The 19,572-nt window shown below is 71.3% G+C and carries 21 protein-coding genes; 18 read left to right on the top strand and 3 right to left on the bottom strand.

The annotated features are described in order from the left end of the window. Positions 1-5 precede the first annotated feature (5 nt). Together MTQ10_RS02595 and metF are read left to right on the top strand one after the other, a co-directional pair. Positions 6-1,025 carry a carbohydrate kinase family protein gene (locus MTQ10_RS02595; RefSeq protein ID WP_247461747.1) on the top strand — a complete coding sequence of 340 codons (1,020 nt, stop codon included), beginning with the start codon at positions 6-8 and terminating at the stop codon, positions 1,023-1,025. Between the two features lie 13 nt (positions 1,026-1,038). Further along, positions 1,039-1,932, top strand: coding sequence for a methylenetetrahydrofolate reductase [NAD(P)H] (metF, locus tag MTQ10_RS02590; protein WP_247461745.1), 894 nt, complete (start codon positions 1,039-1,041; stop codon positions 1,930-1,932). A 110-nt stretch (positions 1,933-2,042) separates the two neighbouring features. Here metF and MTQ10_RS02585 read toward each other — a convergent pair whose 3' ends face one another. Beyond that, positions 2,043-2,927, bottom strand: coding sequence for a LysR family transcriptional regulator (locus MTQ10_RS02585; protein ID WP_247461743.1), 885 nt, complete (start codon positions 2,925-2,927; stop codon positions 2,043-2,045). Between the two features lie 208 nt (positions 2,928-3,135). Here MTQ10_RS02585 and MTQ10_RS02580 point away from each other — a divergent pair, with 208 nt between their 5' ends. The 9 genes from MTQ10_RS02580 (at position 3,136) to MTQ10_RS02540 (ending at position 12,379) form a co-directional block, all read left to right on the top strand. Next, on the top strand, positions 3,136-3,780 hold the full coding sequence (locus tag MTQ10_RS02580) for a mycothiol-dependent nitroreductase Rv2466c family protein (protein WP_247461740.1): 645 nt from the start codon (positions 3,136-3,138) through the stop codon (positions 3,778-3,780). Between the two features lie 106 nt (positions 3,781-3,886). Beyond that, the gene (locus MTQ10_RS02575; RefSeq protein WP_247461739.1) at positions 3,887-4,843 is read left to right on the top strand and encodes an EamA family transporter; all 957 of its coding nucleotides are present in this window, start codon (positions 3,887-3,889) and stop codon (positions 4,841-4,843) included. Between the two features lie 54 nt (positions 4,844-4,897). Then, the gene (locus MTQ10_RS02570) at positions 4,898-6,124 is read left to right on the top strand and encodes an MFS transporter (protein ID WP_247461737.1); all 1,227 of its coding nucleotides are present in this window, start codon (positions 4,898-4,900) and stop codon (positions 6,122-6,124) included. Positions 6,125-6,514: 390 nt separating this feature from the next. After that, entirely contained in the window at positions 6,515-7,273 is a 759-nt protein-coding gene (locus tag MTQ10_RS02565) for an iron-containing redox enzyme family protein (RefSeq protein WP_247461735.1), read from the top strand. A gap of 41 nt (positions 7,274-7,314) precedes the next feature. After that, a complete protein-coding gene (locus tag MTQ10_RS02560; RefSeq protein WP_247461733.1) occupies positions 7,315-8,595 on the top strand; it encodes a pyridoxal phosphate-dependent aminotransferase in 1,281 nt (426 codons plus the stop codon). 5 nt (positions 8,596-8,600) lie between these two features. After that, positions 8,601-10,412, top strand: a complete 1,812-nt coding sequence (locus MTQ10_RS02555; protein ID WP_247461731.1) for an FAD/NAD(P)-binding protein — start codon at positions 8,601-8,603, stop codon at positions 10,410-10,412. A gap of 3 nt (positions 10,413-10,415) precedes the next feature. After that, on the top strand, positions 10,416-10,979 hold the full coding sequence (locus MTQ10_RS02550; RefSeq protein WP_247461729.1) for a cupin domain-containing protein: 564 nt from the start codon (positions 10,416-10,418) through the stop codon (positions 10,977-10,979). A gap of 24 nt (positions 10,980-11,003) precedes the next feature. Next, positions 11,004-11,741 (top strand): sulfite exporter TauE/SafE family protein, encoded by a 738-nt coding sequence (locus MTQ10_RS02545; protein WP_247461727.1) that lies wholly within the window; start codon positions 11,004-11,006, stop codon positions 11,739-11,741. Positions 11,742-11,794: 53 nt separating this feature from the next. Next, the gene (locus MTQ10_RS02540) at positions 11,795-12,379 is read left to right on the top strand and encodes an O-methyltransferase (protein ID WP_247461725.1); all 585 of its coding nucleotides are present in this window, start codon (positions 11,795-11,797) and stop codon (positions 12,377-12,379) included. A gap of 12 nt (positions 12,380-12,391) precedes the next feature. Here MTQ10_RS02540 and MTQ10_RS02535 read toward each other — a convergent pair whose 3' ends face one another. Next, positions 12,392-12,868, bottom strand: coding sequence for a GNAT family N-acetyltransferase (locus MTQ10_RS02535; RefSeq protein WP_247461723.1), 477 nt, complete (start codon positions 12,866-12,868; stop codon positions 12,392-12,394). Between the two features lie 81 nt (positions 12,869-12,949). On the opposite strand from MTQ10_RS02535, the gene MTQ10_RS02530 reads away from it, so the two are divergent. The 3 genes from MTQ10_RS02530 (at position 12,950) to MTQ10_RS02520 (ending at position 14,769) form a co-directional block, all read left to right on the top strand. After that, positions 12,950-13,762: an exodeoxyribonuclease III gene (locus MTQ10_RS02530; protein WP_247461721.1), complete on the top strand. Its 813-nt coding sequence runs from the start codon at positions 12,950-12,952 to the stop codon at positions 13,760-13,762. Between the two features lie 406 nt (positions 13,763-14,168). After that, positions 14,169-14,438 carry a winged helix-turn-helix domain-containing protein gene (locus MTQ10_RS02525; RefSeq protein ID WP_247461720.1) on the top strand — a complete coding sequence of 90 codons (270 nt, stop codon included), beginning with the start codon at positions 14,169-14,171 and terminating at the stop codon, positions 14,436-14,438. A gap of 91 nt (positions 14,439-14,529) precedes the next feature. Further along, positions 14,530-14,769 (top strand): GntR family transcriptional regulator, encoded by a 240-nt coding sequence (locus MTQ10_RS02520; protein ID WP_247461718.1) that lies wholly within the window; start codon positions 14,530-14,532, stop codon positions 14,767-14,769. 7 nt (positions 14,770-14,776) lie between these two features. On the opposite strand, the gene MTQ10_RS02515 is transcribed toward MTQ10_RS02520, so the two are convergent. Next, positions 14,777-15,421, bottom strand: a complete 645-nt coding sequence (locus MTQ10_RS02515; RefSeq protein ID WP_247461786.1) for a MerR family transcriptional regulator — start codon at positions 15,419-15,421, stop codon at positions 14,777-14,779. 191 nt (positions 15,422-15,612) lie between these two features. On the opposite strand from MTQ10_RS02515, the gene MTQ10_RS02510 reads away from it, so the two are divergent. The 4 genes from MTQ10_RS02510 to MTQ10_RS02495 all read left to right on the top strand — a co-directional run bounded on the left by MTQ10_RS02510 (position 15,613) and on the right by MTQ10_RS02495 (position 19,281). Then, positions 15,613-17,142: a flavin-containing monooxygenase gene (locus MTQ10_RS02510; RefSeq protein WP_247461716.1), complete on the top strand. Its 1,530-nt coding sequence runs from the start codon at positions 15,613-15,615 to the stop codon at positions 17,140-17,142. Further along, a complete protein-coding gene (locus MTQ10_RS02505; RefSeq protein ID WP_247461713.1) occupies positions 17,139-18,083 on the top strand; it encodes an alpha/beta fold hydrolase in 945 nt (314 codons plus the stop codon). Before MTQ10_RS02510 ends, MTQ10_RS02505 begins: the two co-directional genes overlap by 4 nt. Next, positions 18,080-18,973 (top strand): SDR family oxidoreductase, encoded by an 894-nt coding sequence (locus tag MTQ10_RS02500; protein WP_247461711.1) that lies wholly within the window; start codon positions 18,080-18,082, stop codon positions 18,971-18,973. The genes MTQ10_RS02505 and MTQ10_RS02500 overlap by 4 nt, the downstream gene beginning before the upstream one ends. Positions 18,974-19,083: 110 nt before the next feature. Next, positions 19,084-19,281: a hypothetical protein gene (locus MTQ10_RS02495; RefSeq protein WP_247461709.1), complete on the top strand. Its 198-nt coding sequence runs from the start codon at positions 19,084-19,086 to the stop codon at positions 19,279-19,281. Positions 19,282-19,572 lie beyond the last annotated feature (291 nt).

The following is a 19,572-nucleotide window of genomic DNA, read 5'->3' as shown; positions in this document are numbered from 1 at the left end:
CCATCGTGCGTATCGCCGTGTCCGGCTCCATCGCCGTCGACCATCTCATGGTGTATCCGGGCCGTTTCGCCGAGCAGTTCCTGAGCGAGATGGTCGAGCACGTGTCGCTGTCGTTCCTCGCCGACCATCTGGAGGTACGGGAGGGAGGCGTCGGCGCGAACATCTCCTGGGGCATGGCCCGCCTCGGTCTGCGGCCGGTCCTGGTCGGCGCCGCCGGCCTGGACTTCGCCCCCTACGGGCAGCGGCTGCGGGACGCCGGGGTGGACACCGCCTCCGTCCGGGTCAGCGACACCCTGCACACCGCCCGGTTCGTGTGCACGACCGACACCGACCAGAACCAGATCGCCACGTTCTACGCGGGTGCCATGGCCGAGGCCGGCGGGATCGACCTGGCCGAGGTGCACCTGCGTACCGGGGGACTGGACCTGGTGCTGGTCGGTGCCGACGACCCCGCCGCGATGCTGCGGCACACCGCCGCCGCGCACACCCTCGGCGTGCCCGTCGCCGCCGACCCGTCCCAGCAGCTGGCCCGGCTCGACGGTGAGCAGACACGCCGGCTGGTGGAGGGGGCGCGGCTGCTGTTCACCAACGAGTACGAGAGCGCCCTGCTGCTTGAGCGCACCGGCTGGAGCGAGGAGGAGGTGCTGCGCAGGGTCGGCACCTGGATCGTCACCCGTGGCGCGCGGGGCGTGTGCATGCTCGCGGCCGGCGGCCTGCGGACCGACGTCCCGGCCGTGCCGGCCGGTGACGTGGTCGACCCGACCGGCGTCGGTGACGCCTTCCGGGCCGGATTCCTCGCGGGCCTCGCCTGGCGGCTGCCGCACGAGCGGGCCGCCCAATTGGGCTGCGCGCTGGCCACGCTGGTGCTCGGCACGGTCGGCACCCAGGAGTACAAGCTGCTGCCCTCCGAACTCCTCGCCCGTATCGCCGACACGTACGGCCCGTCGGCCGCCCGGGAGATCGGGGCGCACCTGGAGGGCGCGACGGCCGGGTCGGGCGCGGGAAGCGAGGTGCGAGGGCGATGAGCGGAGGGCGGCGATGACGACGCTGCGGGATGTCGTGGGCGGCGGAGCGCCCACGTTCTCCTTCGAGTTCTTCCCGCCGAGGACCGAGGCAGGGGAGCGCGGCCTGTGGCGGGCGATCCGCCGGATCGAACGGCTCGCCCCCGACTTCGTGTCGGTGACGTACGGCGCGGGCGGCTCCTCCCGCGACCGCACCGTCGAGCTGACCCACCGGATCGCCGCCGAGACCACCCTGCGTCCCGTCGCGCATCTCACCGCGGTCGGCCACTCGGTCGCCGAACTGCGGCGCATCATCGGCCGGTACGCCGACGCCGGGGTGCGCGATGTGCTCGTCCTGCGCGGTGACCCGCCGGGCGATCCGCGCGGCCCGTGGACACCGCACCCCGACGGTTTCACGTATGCGCACGAACTGGTGTCGCTGGTGCGGGAGTCGGGCGACTTCAGCATCGGTGTCGCCGCGTTCCCCGAACGCCATCCGCGCTCGCCCGACTGGGACAGCGACATCCGGCACTTCGTCGCGAAATGCCGGGCGGGCGCGGACTACGCCGTCACGCAGATGTTCTTCCGTGTGGAGGACTATCTGCGGCTGCGGGACCGGGTGGCGGCGGCCGGCTGCGACATCCCGATCATCCCGGAGATCATGCCGGCCACCGATGTCCGCCAGATCAGCCGGTTCGCCGAGCTGAGCGGGGCCACCTTCCCGGAGGACCTGGCCCACCGGCTGGAGGCCGCCGCCCACGATCCGGCGCTCGGCCACAGGATCGGCGTCGACCACGCCACGGAGATGGCCGCGCGGCTCCTCGCCGAAGGGGCGCCCGGCCTGCACTACATCACCCTCAACCGGTCCACGGCGACGCTGGAGATGCACGCCGCCGTACGGCCCCGGCAGCCGGCGCTCCTCGCCGACTGACCCGGCGCGACACGAGCCGTACGGCACGGCCCGTACGCCACGGCCCGTACGCCAGGCCCGTACGACATGCCCCGAACGACACGGCCCGGACCTGCCCGAGGGCGCCGCGCTCACCCCGACTCGGCCTCCGGCACCCCGAGGGCCCGCAGGAACGCGGTCGCCGCGGGCGTACGCCCGTCCGCGCTCCAGATGATGTACTCCACCCGCGCCGGCGCGTCCACGACCTCGATGGTGGTGACCCCGCTGAGCTGCGCCACATACGCGGCCGGCAGCATCGCCACGCCCAGGCCCTGCCCGACGAGGCGGGCCAGGAAGTCCGCGTTGGTCACCTCGAACGCCACGTCACGGGTGAGGCCGGCGGCGGAGAACGCGAGGTCGGACTGGGCGCGCCCGGCGGTCTTCGCGGGCAGGTCGACGAACACCTCGGAGGCCAGCCGCGCGAGATCGACGGCCGGTTCGTCGGCGAGCGGGTGATCGGGCGCGACGACCGCGACGAGCCGGTCGCGGGCCAGTTCCCGGCAGTTGACCCCCTCGGGCCGGGACGTGGTCGGCAGCCCGAGGAACGCGACCTCGATGGCCCCCTGCTTGACCTGCTCGACCAGGTCGTCACTGGCCCCCACCCGCAGACTGATCCGCACCTGCGGATACCGCTGCCGGTAGTCGCGCAGCGCGCGCGGGATGTCCACGGCGGCGACGGACGGGATCAGCCCCACCGACAGCCGGCCGCGGACCTCCCCGACGGCCGCGGCGACCTCGACGACCGCGCGTTCGGCGGCCTCCAGACACTGGCGGGCGGCGGGCAGGAACGCCGCACCGGCCGGCGTGAGCCGCACCCGGCGCGTGGTCCGCTCGAACAGCTTCGCTCCCAGCTCCTGCTCCAGACGCGCGATCTGATGGCTGAGCGCGGACTGCACGACCAGACAGCGCTGCGCGGCCCGGGTGAAGCTGTTCGTCTCGGCGACCGCCACCACGTACCGCATCTGTTGCAGCTCCATGACGATCTATCTTGCCGCACGATTAAAGAGATGACAAACATGTGTTGGACTCATTGGTGACGGCCGGTCCAGAATTTGAACGTGCCGCGTCCGGTGCCCAGGAATGCCGACTGTCCCTGCAATTCCTGTTTTCGACGGCTCATGGCCGGACCACGGCAATTCCCCATTCACCCGCTCTCAATGCGCAACGGAAGGACCGGCTTTTCCCATGAGCAGCACGCCGACCAGTCAGCCCGCGAGGACAACCGTCGACATGTGGGTCGACCCGCGCTGCCCGTGGGCGTGGATCACCTCCCGGTGGCTGCTGGAGGTGGAGAAGGTACGGCCCATAGAGACCCGCTTCCACATCATGAGCCTGTCGGTGCTCAACCAGGGCCGCGAGGTGCCGGAGAAGTACCGGCAGGGCATGATCGACGGCTGGGGCCCGGTGCGTGTGTGCATCGCCGCCGAGCAGCGCTACGGCAACGAGGTGCTGCGGCCCCTCTACAACGCGATGGGTGCGCTCATCCACCTCAAGCAGGCCGGTCTGAAACGGGACATGATGGTCGCCGCGCTCGCCGAGGCCGGACTGCCGGAGGACCTGCTGGAGGTGGCCGACACCACCGAGATGGACGACGCGCTGCGGGCCAGCCACCACGCCGGCATGGACCCCGTCGGCACCGAGGTCGGCACACCGGTCATCCATGTGCCCGGCCCCGACGGTGAAGTCATCGCGTTCTTCGGCCCTGTCATCTCGCCCGCGCCGCGCGGCGAGGCCGCGGGCCGGCTGTGGGACGGCGTGCTCGCCCTCGCGGGCACCGACGGATTCTTCGAACTGAAGCGCTCCCGTACGCGCGACGCCATTTTCGACTAGGCGACGCGGCCTTCCGTGCCCAGGAAATCGACGACGTGAACACACATTTTCTGCCCGGCCCCTGTGCGCTCGGCGCCGGGTGCCCCGAAGCGGAGGGCGGTGCGCCATGAACAGCGGCCGGCAACTCCTCACTTCCGCGGTGACGGCGCTGGCACCGGCGATCTGGGGAAGCACCTATCTGGTGACCACCGAATGGCTGCCCCCGGACCGGCCGCTGCTGGCCACGACCGTGCGGGCACTGCCGTCGGGCATCATCCTGCTGCTCATCTCCCGGGTGCTGCCCAAAGCCGAATGGTGGTGGCGGGCGCTGGTGCTCGGCACCCTGAACATCGGTGCGTTCAATCTGCTGCTGTTCGTCGCCGCCTACCGTCTGCCCGGCGGTGTCGCGGCGATGCTCATGTCCGTGCAGCCGATGATCGTGCTGATCCTCGCGGCGCTGCTGATCGGCGACAAGATACGTCCCGTGCACGCCCTGGCGTGTCTGCTCGGCGTGGCCGGAGTGGTCCTGCTGGTGTTCCAGGGCTCGGAGGCGCTGGACGCCGTCGGCGTGGCCGCCGGCCTCGGCGGAGCGGCCTGCATGGCCACCGGCATCACCTTCACCAAACGCTGGGGCCGCCCCGAAGGGGTGGGGCTGCTGCCCTTCACCGGCTGGCAGCTGCTGGTCGGCGGGCTCGTGTCGCTGCCGTTCACCCTGGCCGTCGAGGGGCTGCCCGGCTCCCTGACGGGGACCAATGTCTTCGGCTTCGGCTACCTCATCCTCCTCGGCGCGGTGATCAGTTACGCGCTGTGGTTCCGCGGGATCGAGAAACTCCCCGCCCTCGCGGTGTCGTTCCTCGCCCTCGGCAGCCCCGTCGTCGCGACGATCCTCGGCATCGCCTTCGAGGACGAGTCGTTCTCGCCGGCGCAGATGGTCGGCATCGTCGTGATCCTCGTCGCCGTGATGCTCGCCCAGCCCCGCCCGCCCAAACCGCAGGGCCCGCCCGCCGGGAGCGCCCCGGCCGGTGACGAACCCGCGGTGCTCGCGTCGAAGCCCGCCGCGGGCCGCGGCGGACCGCGTTCCTGACGAACCGTCCGGGTCACCGGCACCTTCCTTGAGCAGAATTGTTGGAGAACATTCATGTCCGCTGTACAGGAGCGGTCGATCTCGCCCGCCCGGGGCTGGATCGGCGTCGCCGCCATCACCGCCAGTCTTTTCGTCTTCCTCACCACCGAACTGATGCCCGTCGGTCTGCTCACCCCGCTGAGTGAGGACCTGGACATCTCCGTCGGCACCGCCGGTCTGATGGTGACCGCGCAGGGCGTCGCGGCCGGTCTCGGTGTTCCGTTCATCGTGGCATGGTCCCGCCGCGTCAACCGGCGTTACCTGCTTTCCGTGCTTCTCGCCGTGCTGGCGGCCGGAAATCTCATCACGTCCGTCTCCCCGAATTACCCGCTGATTCTCGGCACCCGACTGTGCATGGGCTTCGCCAGCGGTGTCTTCTGGGCGATCGGTGTCTCCATGGCGATGCGGATCGTGCCCGAACGGCACGCCAGCCGTGCCGCAGCCGTGGTGATGTCCGGTATCTCCATCGCCACCGTCGTCGGTATTCCCCTCGGCACCATCGTCGAGGACCACACCAACTGGCGCACCACCTTCGGCATCTGGGCCGCTCTGAGCCTCGCGGTGTTCCTGTGGGTCGCCTCCGCCATTCCGTCGCTGCCGTCGGACAACGCCGTCTCCGTCCGGGAGGTCTTCTCCCTGCCGGTGAAGAACGGCCAGCTGCGCACCGTGCTGTTCATCGTCGTCTTCTTCGTCCTCGGCCACTTCGGCGCGTACACCTTCGTGCGGCCGTATCTGGAGGACACGGCGAACGCCAGCTCCACCTTCATCACGGTCGTGCTGATCATCTTCGGTATCGGCGGCGCCATCGGCAACTTCGTCGCCGGCTACACCGTCAACCGCAGCCTGCGCGGCACCTTCGTCGTCGGCCTGGTCGGCCTGATCGCGGCGCTGCTGCTGCTGCGCGGCGTCGGCGACGCCAAGACGGGCGCCGTGATCGCCCTCGTCCTGTGGGGCCTGTCCTTCGGCGCGGTGCAGCTGTCCCAGGTCAACATGACGCTGGCGGCGGCCCCCGAGACCTTCGAGGCCGCGATGTCGCTGAACACGATGGCGTACAACACGTGCATCGCGCTCGGTGCCCTCTTCGGCGGTCTGTTCGTCGACCACGCGGGCGTCAACAGCGTCATCTGGTTCGGTGTCGTCCTGGCCGGCGCCTCGCTGCTGCTGCGGCTCGGCACCGGCTGGAAGAAGGAGACGCCGGCACAGGCCTCCAGTGAGGACGAACAGCTGGCCCGCACCGTCTGACGGGCCACCTCGCAGAATTCGGCGAGGCCACGCGCATCCCCTTGGCCGGAAATCCCCCGACGGCCAAGGGGAGTCGTGCGTCGGCCCTTTTTGCATTTCCGAGAACAGGTTATCGGGCCGGTTTTTTGGAGCCATCGGTCATGTCATCGGACATGCAATACACGACAGTCAATGGCTGAATTGTGACCTGTCTCCGACAGGGCCGTTGGCTCATGATGGGACAAGACGCGCCGGTAGGGCTCCGAAGGCGCCACAGCGCGAAAAGAGAATCGTCCCGGCCGTGTCCCGGCCATGGTGCCTCATCACTCGCACCAGGCGTTCGTGCGTGATTTACGAAAGTTCCCCAGGACGCGATCCGACACCCCTGTCTGAACTGGGAGTAAAAGCACGATGACGACGAGCATCGCACCCGCACTGCACGACCAGGTCGTCTCCTTCATGGACGGACCGGAGCGTCACCCCGTCTACAGCAACGACTACTTCAAGTACCTTCAGGAAACCCAGTGGGACGCCCGCACCTACGACTTCCACCGGGCGAACTTCCTCCACCGCACCGAGGGCACCGTCAAGGGCATCGCCCATGTGTGCGCCCAGGCCGCCGCGCACGACGACCGCGACACCCTGACGCTGTTCTCCTTCATCCTCAACGAGGAGGCCGGCTACGGCGAGCCGGAGAAGTGCCACGAGCTGCTCATGGAGAACGCCCACAACCTGCTGGGCGAGGTCGAGTTCGGGCTGGCCCCGCTGAAGGTGAAGGAGGCCCGCCACAGCGCCCTCGTCATACCCGAGACGTTCGCCTACCGCGAGCGCACCCGGGAACTCGTCGGCGGCAGCTACCAGCGCATGCTCGGCGTCGCGATGGCGCTGGAGTCCCACGCCGACACCATGCTCAGGGTGTGCCGCACGGCGTTCCGCAACGCCAACACCGGCCTGCCGGCGACCGAGTTCGTCGAGAAGGTCGAGATCTACTTCAACGTCCACGTCGGCGACGAGGGCGTCGAGGAACGCCACGCCGCCGACGCCCGCAAGTGCGTCCTGAACAACGTCCGCACCGAGGAGGACCTCGCCGAGATCGCCTACGGCGCCAACGAGACCCTCGATGTGCAGCTGCGGATGTGGGAGGCGATGTACAAGGCCGTCACGAGCTGAGCCCACGCCGACCCCCACGACAGAGAGGCAGCTCACCGGACGTGCACAAGTCACGAGGCATATCCGACGCCGTCCTGGCCCTCCCCGAGTCGGCCACCCACGGCACCACGGCGAAACTGGCCGCCCTCAACCGGCAACTCGCCCCCGAGGACCGCATCATCGACCTCAGCATCGGCGCGCTCGACACCCCGACCGACCCCCGGATCGACGCGGGCGTGACCGAGTTCATCCGCACCCGCCCGGACGTGGTCCACGCCTTCGCCCCCGTCAAGGGCTTCCCCTTCCTGCGGGAGTCCGTCGCGGCGCGGGCGGCCCGACTGCACGGCATCGACTACGACCCCGACACCGAGATCATGGTGACGCCCGGCGGCGTCAAGGGCGCCATCGCGGTCACCTTCCACGCCCTGCTCGACCCGGGCGACGAAGTGGTGATCCCGGTGCCGAACTGGCCGCACTACGCCGACATGGTGCGCCTGCACGGCGCCGTGCCGGTGACCGTGCCCGTCCCCGCCGAGGACGGTCTCACCCCGCCGGCACTGCGGGCGGCCCTGACCGGCCGTACGAAGATCGTCGTGCTGGGCGACTGCATCAACCCCACCGGGAAGGTGTACTCGACCGCCGAACTCACCGCGCTCGCCCAGGTCGTCGCCGAGCACAACACCCGCCGCGAGGCACAGGGCGACAGCCCGGTCCACGTCCTGTTCGACACCCCCTACGAGGCCCACATCCTCGGTGAACGCCCCCGGTTGTTCGCCGCGATCGACGTCCCCCTCGCCGACGGCGGGCGCTGCTCCATGCGGCCGTGGACGACCTGGGTGACCGGGCCCGGCAAGACGTACGGCATGCACGGCGACCGCATCGGCTACCTGTGCGGCCCCCCGGACATCGTGGAGGCCGCGGCGCGGGCCCAGGTCAACCTGACCTCCTTCGCGTCGACGTACGGCCAGATCGCCACGCATGTCGCGCTGCGGCCCGAGATGGACGAGGTGGCCACCGAGCGGGCCCGCACCGCCCGCGCCAACCTGGAGTCGATGCTGCGGGAGCTCCAGCAGGTGCCCTCGCTGCGGGTGCGCCGGCCCCAGGGCGGCTACTTCCTCTTCGTCGACCTGTCCGCGTACGCCGACGCCTACCGCCGGCACGGCCATGTCAGCGCCGAACAGTTCCTGCTGGCCGAGGCACGCGTGGCCGGCATCAGCGGCAGCCACTTCTCCGGCGGCACCCCCATGGACCACTGGGTGCGCGTCAACTGTGGCCGCGACGGCGCCCTGCTGACCGAGGCCGGCACCCGCATCAGGGACGCCCTCGCCCGGCTGGAGCCCTGATCCGCATGGCGACCGCGACAGGACGCGGCACGCCGGGACACGGAGTCTCCTACTGCGTCATCGGCACCGGCTTCTCCGGCACCTGCGCGCTGTGGCACCTCGTGCAGCGCCTGACCGCACCCGGTCGCCCGCACCCGGCACCGGACCCCGCCCCCAGCATCGTCACCGTGGAGCGGGGCCCGGTGAGCGGGCCGGGCTACCCCTACGACGAGGACAACGTCCAGCTCGCCCACCTCTGCAACAACGAGGCCGGCAGCATGGGCCTGCACGGCACCGACTTCGTCGACTGGCTCACCGAGAACCGGCAACGGCTGTGGCGCGAATGCCCCGGCCACCTCCTGGAGACCCACCCCGGCGCCGGACCCGACACCTGGAAGCCCGACCCGCGCGCGTTCTACCCGCGCGCCCTGTTCGGCCGCTACCTGCGGGAACGCTTCCAGCAGGCCGTCGAACGGGCCCGCGCCCACGGCATCACCGTGCACACCCTCACCCGGCACGAGGCCCTCGACGGGTTCACCGCACCCGACGGGTTCCGGGTGCTGCTGCGCGATCTCGACACCGGCCGCGAGACCACCCTCACCGGCCTGGACCGGGTCCTGCTCGCCACCGGGCACTGGCAGCCCGCCCCCACCGGGCGGCTCACCGGACACGACGGCTACCTCGCCGCGCCCTACCCGCCCCAGGCCGTACGGCACTCCGTGCGCGCCCGTGCCCGCACCCGCCGCACCCGCCCCGGCGCCGACGCACGGCCCGTGGTGTTCGTCGAGGGCATGGGACCCAGCGGCATCGACGCGATCCTCACCCTGTGCGCGGACGGCACCTTCACCCACACCCCCGACGGGCACATCGACACGTACCGGCCGCACGGCACCCCGCCGAGAGTCGTCGCCGGATCGCGGTCGGGGTTCTTCCCGCCGGTGCGCGGCCCCCTCCCGCCGTACGAGCCACAGCTGCTCACCGAGGAGAACCTCGCCGCGATCCGGCGCGCCCACCACGGCCGGCTGCGGCTCGCGCCCGTCCTGGAACTGCTCGACGCCGAGCTGCGCCGGGCCACCGACGGCGCGGCCGGCTGGGAGGACGTGGCCCGCCCGCCGTACGCGGACGCCCGCGAGAAACTGGCTTACGATCTGCGGGCCTCCGCCACCGGCGACCTGGTCCACGCGGTCGTGCTGAAGGCGCGCCGGCTGCGCTTCTACCACCGGCTCGCCCCGGACGACAAAGCCGCCTACGACCGGCTGTTCGACACGCACATCATCCGCACCGCCGTACCGATGCCGGCCGCCAACGCGGAGAAACTCCTCGCCCTGATGGACGCCGGCGTCCTCACCACCGTCCGGCTCGGCTACGGCACCACCCGCACCGAGATCACCGACGACGGCACCTTCCGGGTCACCGCCGCCCCGGACGACGGACCCGCGGTCACCGTGCGCGCGGACTGTGTCGTACGGGCCCGAGGGCAGGACTTCCGGCTGGAGCGGCACCCGTCGCCGCTGGTGCAGAACCTGCTGCGGCGCGGCGAGATCGTCCCGCACGAGGAGGGCGGCTACACCACCGGCGGGATCGCCCTGGACCCGGGCGGCGGCCACCGGGTGCTGCGGCGGGCGGGCGGCGCGCTCGGCCCGTCACCACATCTGTCGTCCTTCGGGCCGGTCGTCAGGTTCTGGCAGAACGAGAAGAACTACGCGGGCGCCTTCGTCGAGGCGGCCCGGTCGGTCGTGGACGACTGGGCCGGGGAGGCCGCCGCCGGGCCGCCCGCCGCCGTGGGGCCCGCCGCCGTGGACGGTGCCGGGCTGGTCGGCAGCGAGACAGGGAGATGAGCCATGGAGATGAAAGAGTTCCACTACGAGGACGGGCTGCGGGTCAGCCTGTTCAACCTCGACCACAAGGCGGTGCCGTACCACTTCCACAACGAGGTCTCCGACCTCATGTACTGCTCACGCGGCGTCATCACCGTCGAACTGCCCGACTCCGGTGAGGTGTTCACCGTACGGCCCGGTGAGATGTTCCAGGTGCCCTGCCCCAGCCGGCACCGGTTCGTCAACGGCGCCGATGCCGGCACACCCTCCCGGTACGTCCTGTTGCAGATCGGAGACTTCGACATCAACTTCGTACCGGACGGTGAACGGCTCGCCGAAGGTCTCGCCGAGAAGTCCGGCGGCCGGTCCGACGAGCGGTCCGAAAACCGGTCCGACGGCCGGGAGAAGCCCGGCACCGTCTACATCGAGGACCGCCGGGAGGACATCGCGAAGCTCGCCGACCGGTTCGCCGCCGACCGGCCCGCCGAGCTGACCCCGGAGGAGCAGGCCGACGTCGTCCAGGCGCTGCGCGCGTTCGTCGCGCACGGTGTCCGCAGCGGCCACCCGCGGGCCGCCGCGCGTTCCTGACCGGCACCCGTGCACGCGTCCGACATGACCCTCGTCACGATCATCGTCCTGACGTTCTTCGTGGGCGGCCTGGTCAAGGGCCTCACCGGCCTGGGCCTGCCGCCCGTCGTCCTCGGGATCCTCACCGCCGCCGTCGGCATCCAGCCGGCCAAGGCGCTGATCCTCGTGCCCACGTTCCTCACCAACGTCGTCCAGGCGTCGAGCGGCGGGCACGGCCGTGAGGTCGTCCGGATCACCTGGCCGTTCCTGCTGGCCGCCACCGCGTTCACGGTGTCCGGCGCGTTCACGCTCGGCTGGTTCCGTACGGACGTCATGTCGGCGCTGCTCGGCCTCGGCCTCACCGTGTACGGGCTGCTGGGGCTGTTCCGGCTGCGCGTGGACATCAGCGGCCGGACCTGGCACCACCCCGTCGGTGTGCTCTTCGGCGCCACCAACGGGTTCCTCACCGGGATGACCGGCTCCTCGGCCGTCCCGGGCGTGTTCTACCTCCAGTCCCTCGGCCTGACCCGCGACCAGCTCGTGCAGGCCATGGGCATCCTCTTCACCTTCTCCACGATCGGCCTGACCTGGTCGCTCCAGGCGCAGGATCTCATCGGCGGCAGGCTCGCCGTGCTGTCCGCGGCCTCTCTCGTCCCCGCGTTCTGCGGGATGGCGGTCGGCGGCCGGATCCGCAAGCGGATCTCCGAGGAGAGGTTCCGCCGAGTACTGTTCGTCGCCCTGGTGGTCCTCGGGCTCGGCGTGGCCGCGCAGAGCCTGTGGTGACCGACGTGGGCGGGCACGGGCGCCGCACGGCGCCGGAAGGAAACGACGACGACATGGAACGCGAACTGGCCGAGCTGCTGCGCGAGCTGGAGGAGTTCGGCGAGGCCAACGACCGGGCGACCGCCGAACGCGACCGCAGGATGCTGAACATCACCCACGACACGGGGGTGCTGCTGACCGTCCTGCTGCGCAACGGGCGCTGCCGTGACGTCCTGGAGGTCGGCACCTCCAACGGCTACTCGACGCTGTGGCTGGCCCACGCCGTCGGCGCCGAAGGACACGTCACGACCGTCGAACGCGCCCCGCACAAGCGGGCCATGGCCGAGGAGAACTTCCGGCGCTCCGGTCTCGCCCCGCGCATCCGGCAGATCGCCGGGGACGCGGGGGAGTTCCTCGCGTCCAGCGCGTCCGGCGCGTACGACTTCGTGTTCCTGGACAGCGAGCGCGGGGAGTACGCCGGCTGGTGGCCCGACCTGTGGAGGGTGCTGCGGCCGGGCCGGCTGCTCGTCGTCGACAACGCGGTCTCCCACGCCGACGAACTGAAGGATTTCGTACGGCTCGTGGAGGGGACCGAGGGGTGCGTCAGCTCGCTGCTGCCCGTCGGCAAGGGCGAGCTGGTGATCCTCAAGGAGGGCTGACCGCCGCGCGGGTCAGAGGGCCTTGGCGTAGCAGAGGCTCTCGGGGTGGTCCCGGTAGTAGCCGAACTTCTTGCACGGCTCGTAGCCGCAGGACGTGTACAGGGCTATCGCCTCGGGCTGCTTCGTGCCGGTCTCCAGCACCATGCGGGTACGGCCCGCCGCGCGGGCGTCGTCCTCCAGCGCGGCGAGGATGCGCCGGGCCAGGCCCCGGCCGCGCATGTCGGCCACCACGAACATGCGCTTCAGCTCGGCGTCGCCGTCCTCGTTGCCCTCGTCGTTCTTGTCCTGGCGCCGCCAGCCGCCGGTGGCGACGGGCCGGCCGGTCTCGTCGTAGGCGATGAGGTAGATGCCGTTCGGCGGGTCGAAGTCGGCCGGGTCCAAGGGGGTGGCGTCGCCGCCGTCGCCGTAGCGGACGTGGTACTCGGCCTGCACCTCGTCGTTGAGCTTGGCGGCGTCGGGGTGGTCGAAGGCGACTCGGCGAATGTTCATGCGGCTCATCGTATGTGTATGCGGCCTGTGGGGGCGCGGGCGAACAGCGGACGCCGTCCAGTGTGCCGGTATCGTGCCCTGGTGCTCACTGTGACCTCTGTGAATGTGAACGGGCTGCGGGCCGCCGCGAAGAAGGGCTTCGTGGAATGGCTCGCCGGCACGAGCGCCGACGTGCTGTGCCTTCAGGAGGTGCGCGCCGAGCCTCAGCAGTTGCCCGAGCCCGTCCGCGCCCCGGAGGGCTGGCATGTGGTGCACGCCCCGGCCGCCGCGAAGGGCCGCGCCGGCGTCTCCCTCTACACCCGCCGCGAACCCGACCGCGTCCGCGTCGGCTTCGGCTCCGCCGAGTTCGACGGCAGCGGACGTTACGTCGAGGCCGACCTGCCCGGTGTGACCGTCGCCTCCCTCTATCTGCCGTCCGGGGAGGTCGGCACCGACCGGCAGGACGAGAAGATCCGCTTCATGGACGAGTTCCTCGCCCACCTCAAGACCCTCCGCGAGAAGGCCGCTGCCGACGGCCGCGAGGTGCTGGTCTGCGGCGACTGGAACATCGCCCACCGCGAGGCCGACCTGAAGAACTGGCGCGCCAACCAGAAGAACTCCGGCTTCCTCCCCGAGGAGCGGGCCTGGCTCTCCCGCGTCCTCGACCCGTCCGACGGCGGGTACGTCGACGTGGTCCGCGCCCTGCACCCGGATGCGACGGGCCCGTACACCTGGTGGTCGTACCGGGGCCGCGCCTTCGACAACGACTCGGGCTGGCGGATCGATCTGATGTGCACAACGCCTGGCATCGCGGACCGCGCGGTGAAGGCGTACGTCGAACGCCCCGCGTCACACGCTGAACGGTGGTCGGACCACGCCCCCGTGACTGCCGTGTTCGACACCGGCCGGGTATGACGAAACGCCCCGACCATGGCGGCCGGGGCGTCGAGGTGGAGTGGTTCAGCGGTTGACCACGTCGCGGCAGCCCTCGCACCGCTCTTCGACTTCGGGAGGGTCTTCCACGCGTCGCGGTGGGTCTCGTGGCGGGCGGTGGTGCCGTGGGTCAGGCACATCGCGCCCCAGCGCGGGCCGCCGTCGTCGCCGGAGTGCTGCCACAGGTCGACCGAGGCGACCAGGGGGCCGAGGCGGTTCTTCCTGATCCAGCGGACCCCCTCCGGAACGTCGGCGGCTTCGAGCCGCCCCCGGGACGTTCGCCGCGTCGCCGGGGTACCTATGTCATGTACCACGGTATGCCACGGACGGCCACGGTGCACCATGGTCTGCCGATGCCGCCGCTGGTACGCCGCGCAAAGCTGCTCGTGTGGCTGAGTACGAGTGGGAGCGAGTTGCTCGCGAGATCGAGCGGGACATCAGGACTGGGCGCATCCCGGAGGGCGGTGCGCTCCCCGGCATCCTGCGTCTTGCGCAGGAGTACGGAGTCGCCGACCGGACCGTCCGGCGCGCGCTGCGCGACCTCCGCGAGCGGGGGCTCATCGAGACCCTGCCCTCCAAGGGGTCGTTCGCGGTCGGCCCGGGGAACGCAAGAACGCCCCCGCCACAGTCCACGGGGGACCCTGGCGAGGGCGTGTAAACGGCTTGCGTGAGTGCGGCTTGCAGCCGCCGACCCCACACACTAGGTCGCACCATGGCGCACGGGTGTGAAGCGGGCACAGCATGGCCTCATGGAGCGCCCAATCGACCCGGACGACCCCCGGCACCCGTATCAGCAGATCGCCGACCACATCGCCGAGGACATCGCCAGGGGTGTGCTCACCGGGCGCGTGCCGTCGGAGCTGGAGTTGCGGCGGGAGTATTCCGCCGGGGCGTCGACCGTGCAGCGTGCGTTGTCCGTGCTGCGGGAGCGTGGGCTGATCCACACGGTGCCGGGGCGTGGGTCGTTCGTCCGGCGTGACGACGTGTGAGCGGGCGTCAAACCTGCTGTTCGTTCTCCGGTTCCTTGTCCTTCCGCAGGCGCCTGTCCAGGGCCAGTGACAGTTCCGCCTCCACCACGCTCCGCGCCAGCGGGCGCAGGCGTTGCAGGTCGGCTTCCGTGCCGTGGCGGAGGATCAGGGCCGCGAACATCTCGGCGAGGTCGTCGACGTGGGCGCGGACGCGGGCGCCCGCCGCGAGGACCTCGGCGAGGGGGATGCCCTCGCGGACCAGGGCGGAGGAGACGTCGAGCAGGCGCCTGCTGATGTGCACGATCTGGTCGCCGTCGGTGCCGAGGTAGCCCAGCTCCATCGCGGCGGCCAGGTTCTCCGGGGTGACCTCGCCCTCGAAGCGGGCGGCGAGTTCCTCGGGGGTGAGGCGGACCGGCTCCTCCTCGGTGGGGGTGCCGACGCCCAGCAGGTCGGCGACATCGCGGCCGGATTCCAGGGCCTCGGCGAGTTCGGCGATGCCGTTCAGGGTGTGGCCGCGTTCCAGCAGCGCGGCGATGGTGCGCAGCCGGGCCAGGTGGTGGTCGTCGTACCAGGCGATACGGCCCTCGCGGCGGGGCGGCGGGAGCAGTTTGCGCTCGCGGTAGAAGCGCAGGGTGCGCACCGTGATGCCGGCCAGCCGCGCCAGCTCCTCCATGCGGTACTCGCGCTTGCCCGTGTGCTGCTCCGGCGTCCGGTCGGGTTCGTCTGCCACGGGAGGAGCCTATGTTGTACCGCCGGTAACTTTCCCCGCCCGCCCCCTACCCATCGGTACGCCGAGCCTCTACGCTCCCCATTGTGCCAGTGTTCACTGGCATGGTTTCGGAGGGACGTCGAAGGGGCTTCGGCATGGCTGAGCACGAGCATGTACGGGTGGCGGTGATCGGGTCCGGGTTCGGCGGACTGGGCGCCGCCGTGCGGCTGCGCCGCGAGGGGATCACGGACTTCGTCGTACTGGAACGGGCGAGCAGCGTAGGCGGCACCTGGCGGGACAACAGCTACCCGGGCTGCGCCTGCGACGTACCGTCCCACCTGTACTCGTTCTCCTTCGCGCCCAACCCGGACTGGCCGCGCACCTTCTCCGGCCAGGAGCACATCCGCGCCTATCTGGAGCACGTCACCGACACCTTCGGGCTGCGCCCGCACATCCGCTTCGACTCCGAGGTCAAGCGCATGACCTGGGACGGCGACGGGCTGCGCTGGCGCATCGAGACCACCGCCGGGGACCTCACCGCCGACGTCGTCGTCTCCGCGACCGGGCCGCTGTCCGACCCGAAGATCCCGGACATCCCCGGCCTGGACTCCTTCCCCGGCAAGGTCTTCCACTCGGCCCGCTGGGACCACGACTACGACCTCACCGGCAAGTGCGTCGCCGTCATCGGCACCGGCGCCTCCGCCATCCAGATCGTGCCGTCGATCCAGCCGAAGGTCGGCCGTCTCACCCTCTTCCAGCGCACCCCGGCGTGGGTGATGCCCCGCATCGACCGGGAGATCAGCGGCCTGGAGCGGCGCCTGCACCGGACGCTGCCCGTCACCGCCAAGGCACGCCGCGGACTGCTGTGGGGCATCCGCGAACTCCAGGTGCAGGCCTTCACCAAGCACCCCAACGAGCTGGGCTTCGTCGAACAGCTCGCCAAGCGCAACATGGCCCGCGCCATCAAGGACCCGGCCCTGCGCGCCAAGCTCACCCCCGACTACCGCATCGGCTGCAAGCGCATCCTGCTGTCCAGCACCTACTATCCGGCGCTGGCGCAGCCCAACGTGGACGTCGTCGCGAGCGGCCTCACCGAGGTCCGCGGCTCCACCCTGGTCGCCGCCGACGGCACCGAGGCCGAGGTCGACGCGATCGTCTTCGGCACCGGCTTCCACGTCACGGACATGCCGATCGCCGAGCGGGTCGTCGGCGCCGACGGGCGCACCCTCGCCGAGCACTGGAAGGACGGCATGCAGGCGCTGCGCGGCGCCGCCGCGGCCGGCTTCCCCAACTGGATGACGATCATCGGGCCCAACACGGGCCTCGGGAACTCCTCCATGATCCTGATGATCGAGTCCCAGCTGAACTACATGGCCGACTATCTGCGCCAGCTCGACGTCCTCGGCGGCCGTGCCGCCCTCGACGCCCGGCCCAGCGCCGTGCACGCCTGGAACCGGCGGGTGCAGGAGCGGATGAAGCGCACCGTGTGGAACACCGGCGGCTGCACCAGCTGGTACCTCGACGCCAGCGGCCGCAACACCACCATCTGGCCCGGTACGACGAGTGAGTTCCGGCGCGCCACACGGCGGGTGGACCTCGCGGAGTACCAGGTGCTGCGGCCGTCGGGCGGCAAGGACGGCGCGGAGCGCGAGCCCGCCGCGAAGACGCGGGAGGCCGCTGCATGAGCCGCCGCGCCCACGTCACGTCCGGCCCGTACGCCCCGCCCGAGCCGGCCCGCGTCCTCACCGCCCGTTCCGCCGACGGGGCCCCGCTCCACGTCGAGGTGCACGGCCCCGAGGACGCGCCCGCGGTCGTCCTCGCCCACGGCTGGACCTGCTCGACCGCCTTCTGGGCGGCGCAGATCCGCGAACTCGCCGCCGACCACCGGGTCATCGCCTACGACCAGCGCGGCCACGGCCGCAGCCCGGCGAGCGACGCGTGCAGCACCGACGTCCTCGCCGACGACCTGGAAGCCGTACTGAAGGCGACCCTCGCCCCCGGCGAGCGCGCGGTGGTCGCCGGGCACTCCATGGGCGGCATGACGGTGATGGCGGCGGCGGAACGGCCCGCGTTCCGCGAGCACGCGGCGGCCGTCCTGCTGTGCAGCACCGGCGCCACCCGGCTGGTGGCCCGCTCCACCGTCGTACCGCTGCGCGAGGGGCGTGTGCGGACCTGGCTGACCCGGCAGATCCTCGGCTCCCGCGCCCCCCTCGGCCCGGTCACGCCGCTCGGGATGCGGGTTCTCAAGTACGGGACCATGGGCCCCGGTTCGGCGCCGCACATGGTGGAGGCGTGCGCGCATATCGTGCACGCCTGCCCGCGCCGCGCCCGGTACGCCTGGTCGCAGGTGCTGGACTCGCTCGACCTGGCTCAGGGGGTACGGCGGCTCACGCTGCCGGTGGCGGTCGTCGCCGGTACGGCGGACCGGCTCACACCGCCTGTCCACGCGCGGGAGCTGGCCGGCGCCCTGCCGCAGTGCCTGGGGCTGACCGAGCTGCCGGGGATCGGGCACATGACACCGGTGGAGGCCCCCGAGCTGGTCACCGGCAAGATCCGGGGACTCGTCGCCACCTACGTGACGGCAGGGGACGTACAGGGCGACGTACAGGTCAAGGAGGGCGCATGAGCAGGGTCAGTCTGGAAGGCCGGGTCGCGGTCGTCACCGGCGCGGCACGCGGCGTCGGCGAGCTGCTCGCCCGCAAGCTGTCCGCGCGCGGCGCGACGGTGGCGCTGGTCGGTCTGGAACCGGACCGGCTGAAGGAGGTCGCCGACCGGCTGCACGGCGAGAGCGGCCAGTGGCACGCCGACGTCACCGACCACGAGGCGATGACGCGGGTCGCCGAGGAGGTCAAGGCACGCTTCGGCAAGGTGGACATCGTCGTCGCCAACGCCGGTGTGGCGACGGGCGGTCCGTTCGTCGACTCCGACCCCGAGGCGTGGCGGCGGGTCATCGAGGTCAACCTCGTCGGGTCGGCGGTGACGGCACGCGCGTTCCTGCCGGTCCTCATGGAGAGCCGCGGCTATCTGTTGCAGATCGCGTCCCTCGCCGCGATCACCCCGGCGCCGATGATGACGGCGTACTGCGCGTCGAAGTCGGGTGTGGAGGCGTACGCGCACAGCCTGCGCGCCGAGGTGGGCCACCGGGGCGTGCGGGTCGGCGTCGCCTATCTGTCGTGGACCGACACCGACATGGTGCGCGGCGCCGATCAGGACGACGTCATGCGGGAGTTGAGGCAGCGGCTGCCGTGGCCGTCGAACAAGACGTACCCGCTGGGCCCGGCCGTCGACCGGATCGTCGCCGGCATCGAACGCCGCTCCGCCCATGTGTACGGGCAGTGGTGGCTGCGCGGCATGCAGGGCGTGCGCGGTTATCTGCCCGCGCTCATCGGCACCGTCGGGCAGCGGGAGATGCGGCGGTTCGCCGGGCGGCTGGAGGGCATGCGGTCCGGTCTGGTGGGCGCGGGCGGCGCCGCCGACGAGCGGGAGCGCACCGCGCGAACCACCCAGCGTGACTGATCGACATGCGGTGGGTCACCGCCCGTGTGAGTCTGACGGAGGCCCCGGCCGAGGCCGCCACCCGGCGGTCTTCGGGGGGCCGACCTCACCCACCACAGGAGTGAACCCACATGGGCATGAAGGACAAGTTCCAGGACCAGGCCGAGCAGTGGCAGCAGCAGGCCAAGGAGAAGATGGGCGAGCGCGACGAACGCCCCGGCCGGCGCGGCCAGGAGCGTCCCGACCGGCAGCAGCCGGAACGCGGACGCCGGCCCGGCGACGAGGAACAGGACATGCAGGAGCGCTTCGACCAGGACTTCGAGGCCTGAGCGGGCGTCCGGCGCATCGACCGGCTCACCGGCGAAGCGCCCGGTGATGCCCGGCAGTGATCGTCCCGCCAAGACGGGGCGAAAGGCCGCCGACCCACGACCGGGCCGGGGCCGTGCTGCCCGCCGGCGTCAACTCTGACCCCGACACGCCGACCCGTCACCGCTGGGTGACGGGTCGGCGCGGTCTTTCCCGGCTCCGAAGCGGCCCATCACCTGGCCTGTGCGGTGAGCCCGGGGCGGGCGTACGCGGTGAGCCGGGCCGGGTGAGGGGAGGACTGTGGGGTCCGGGGG

The sequence above is a fragment of the Streptomyces sp. XM83C genome (assembly GCF_023072675.1).
GTDB classification, from domain to species: domain Bacteria; phylum Actinomycetota; class Actinomycetes; order Streptomycetales; family Streptomycetaceae; genus Streptomyces; species Streptomyces thermocoprophilus.
The sequence above is the reverse complement of the archived record's forward strand: the minus strand, read 5'-3'. Positions and strand labels throughout refer to the sequence as shown.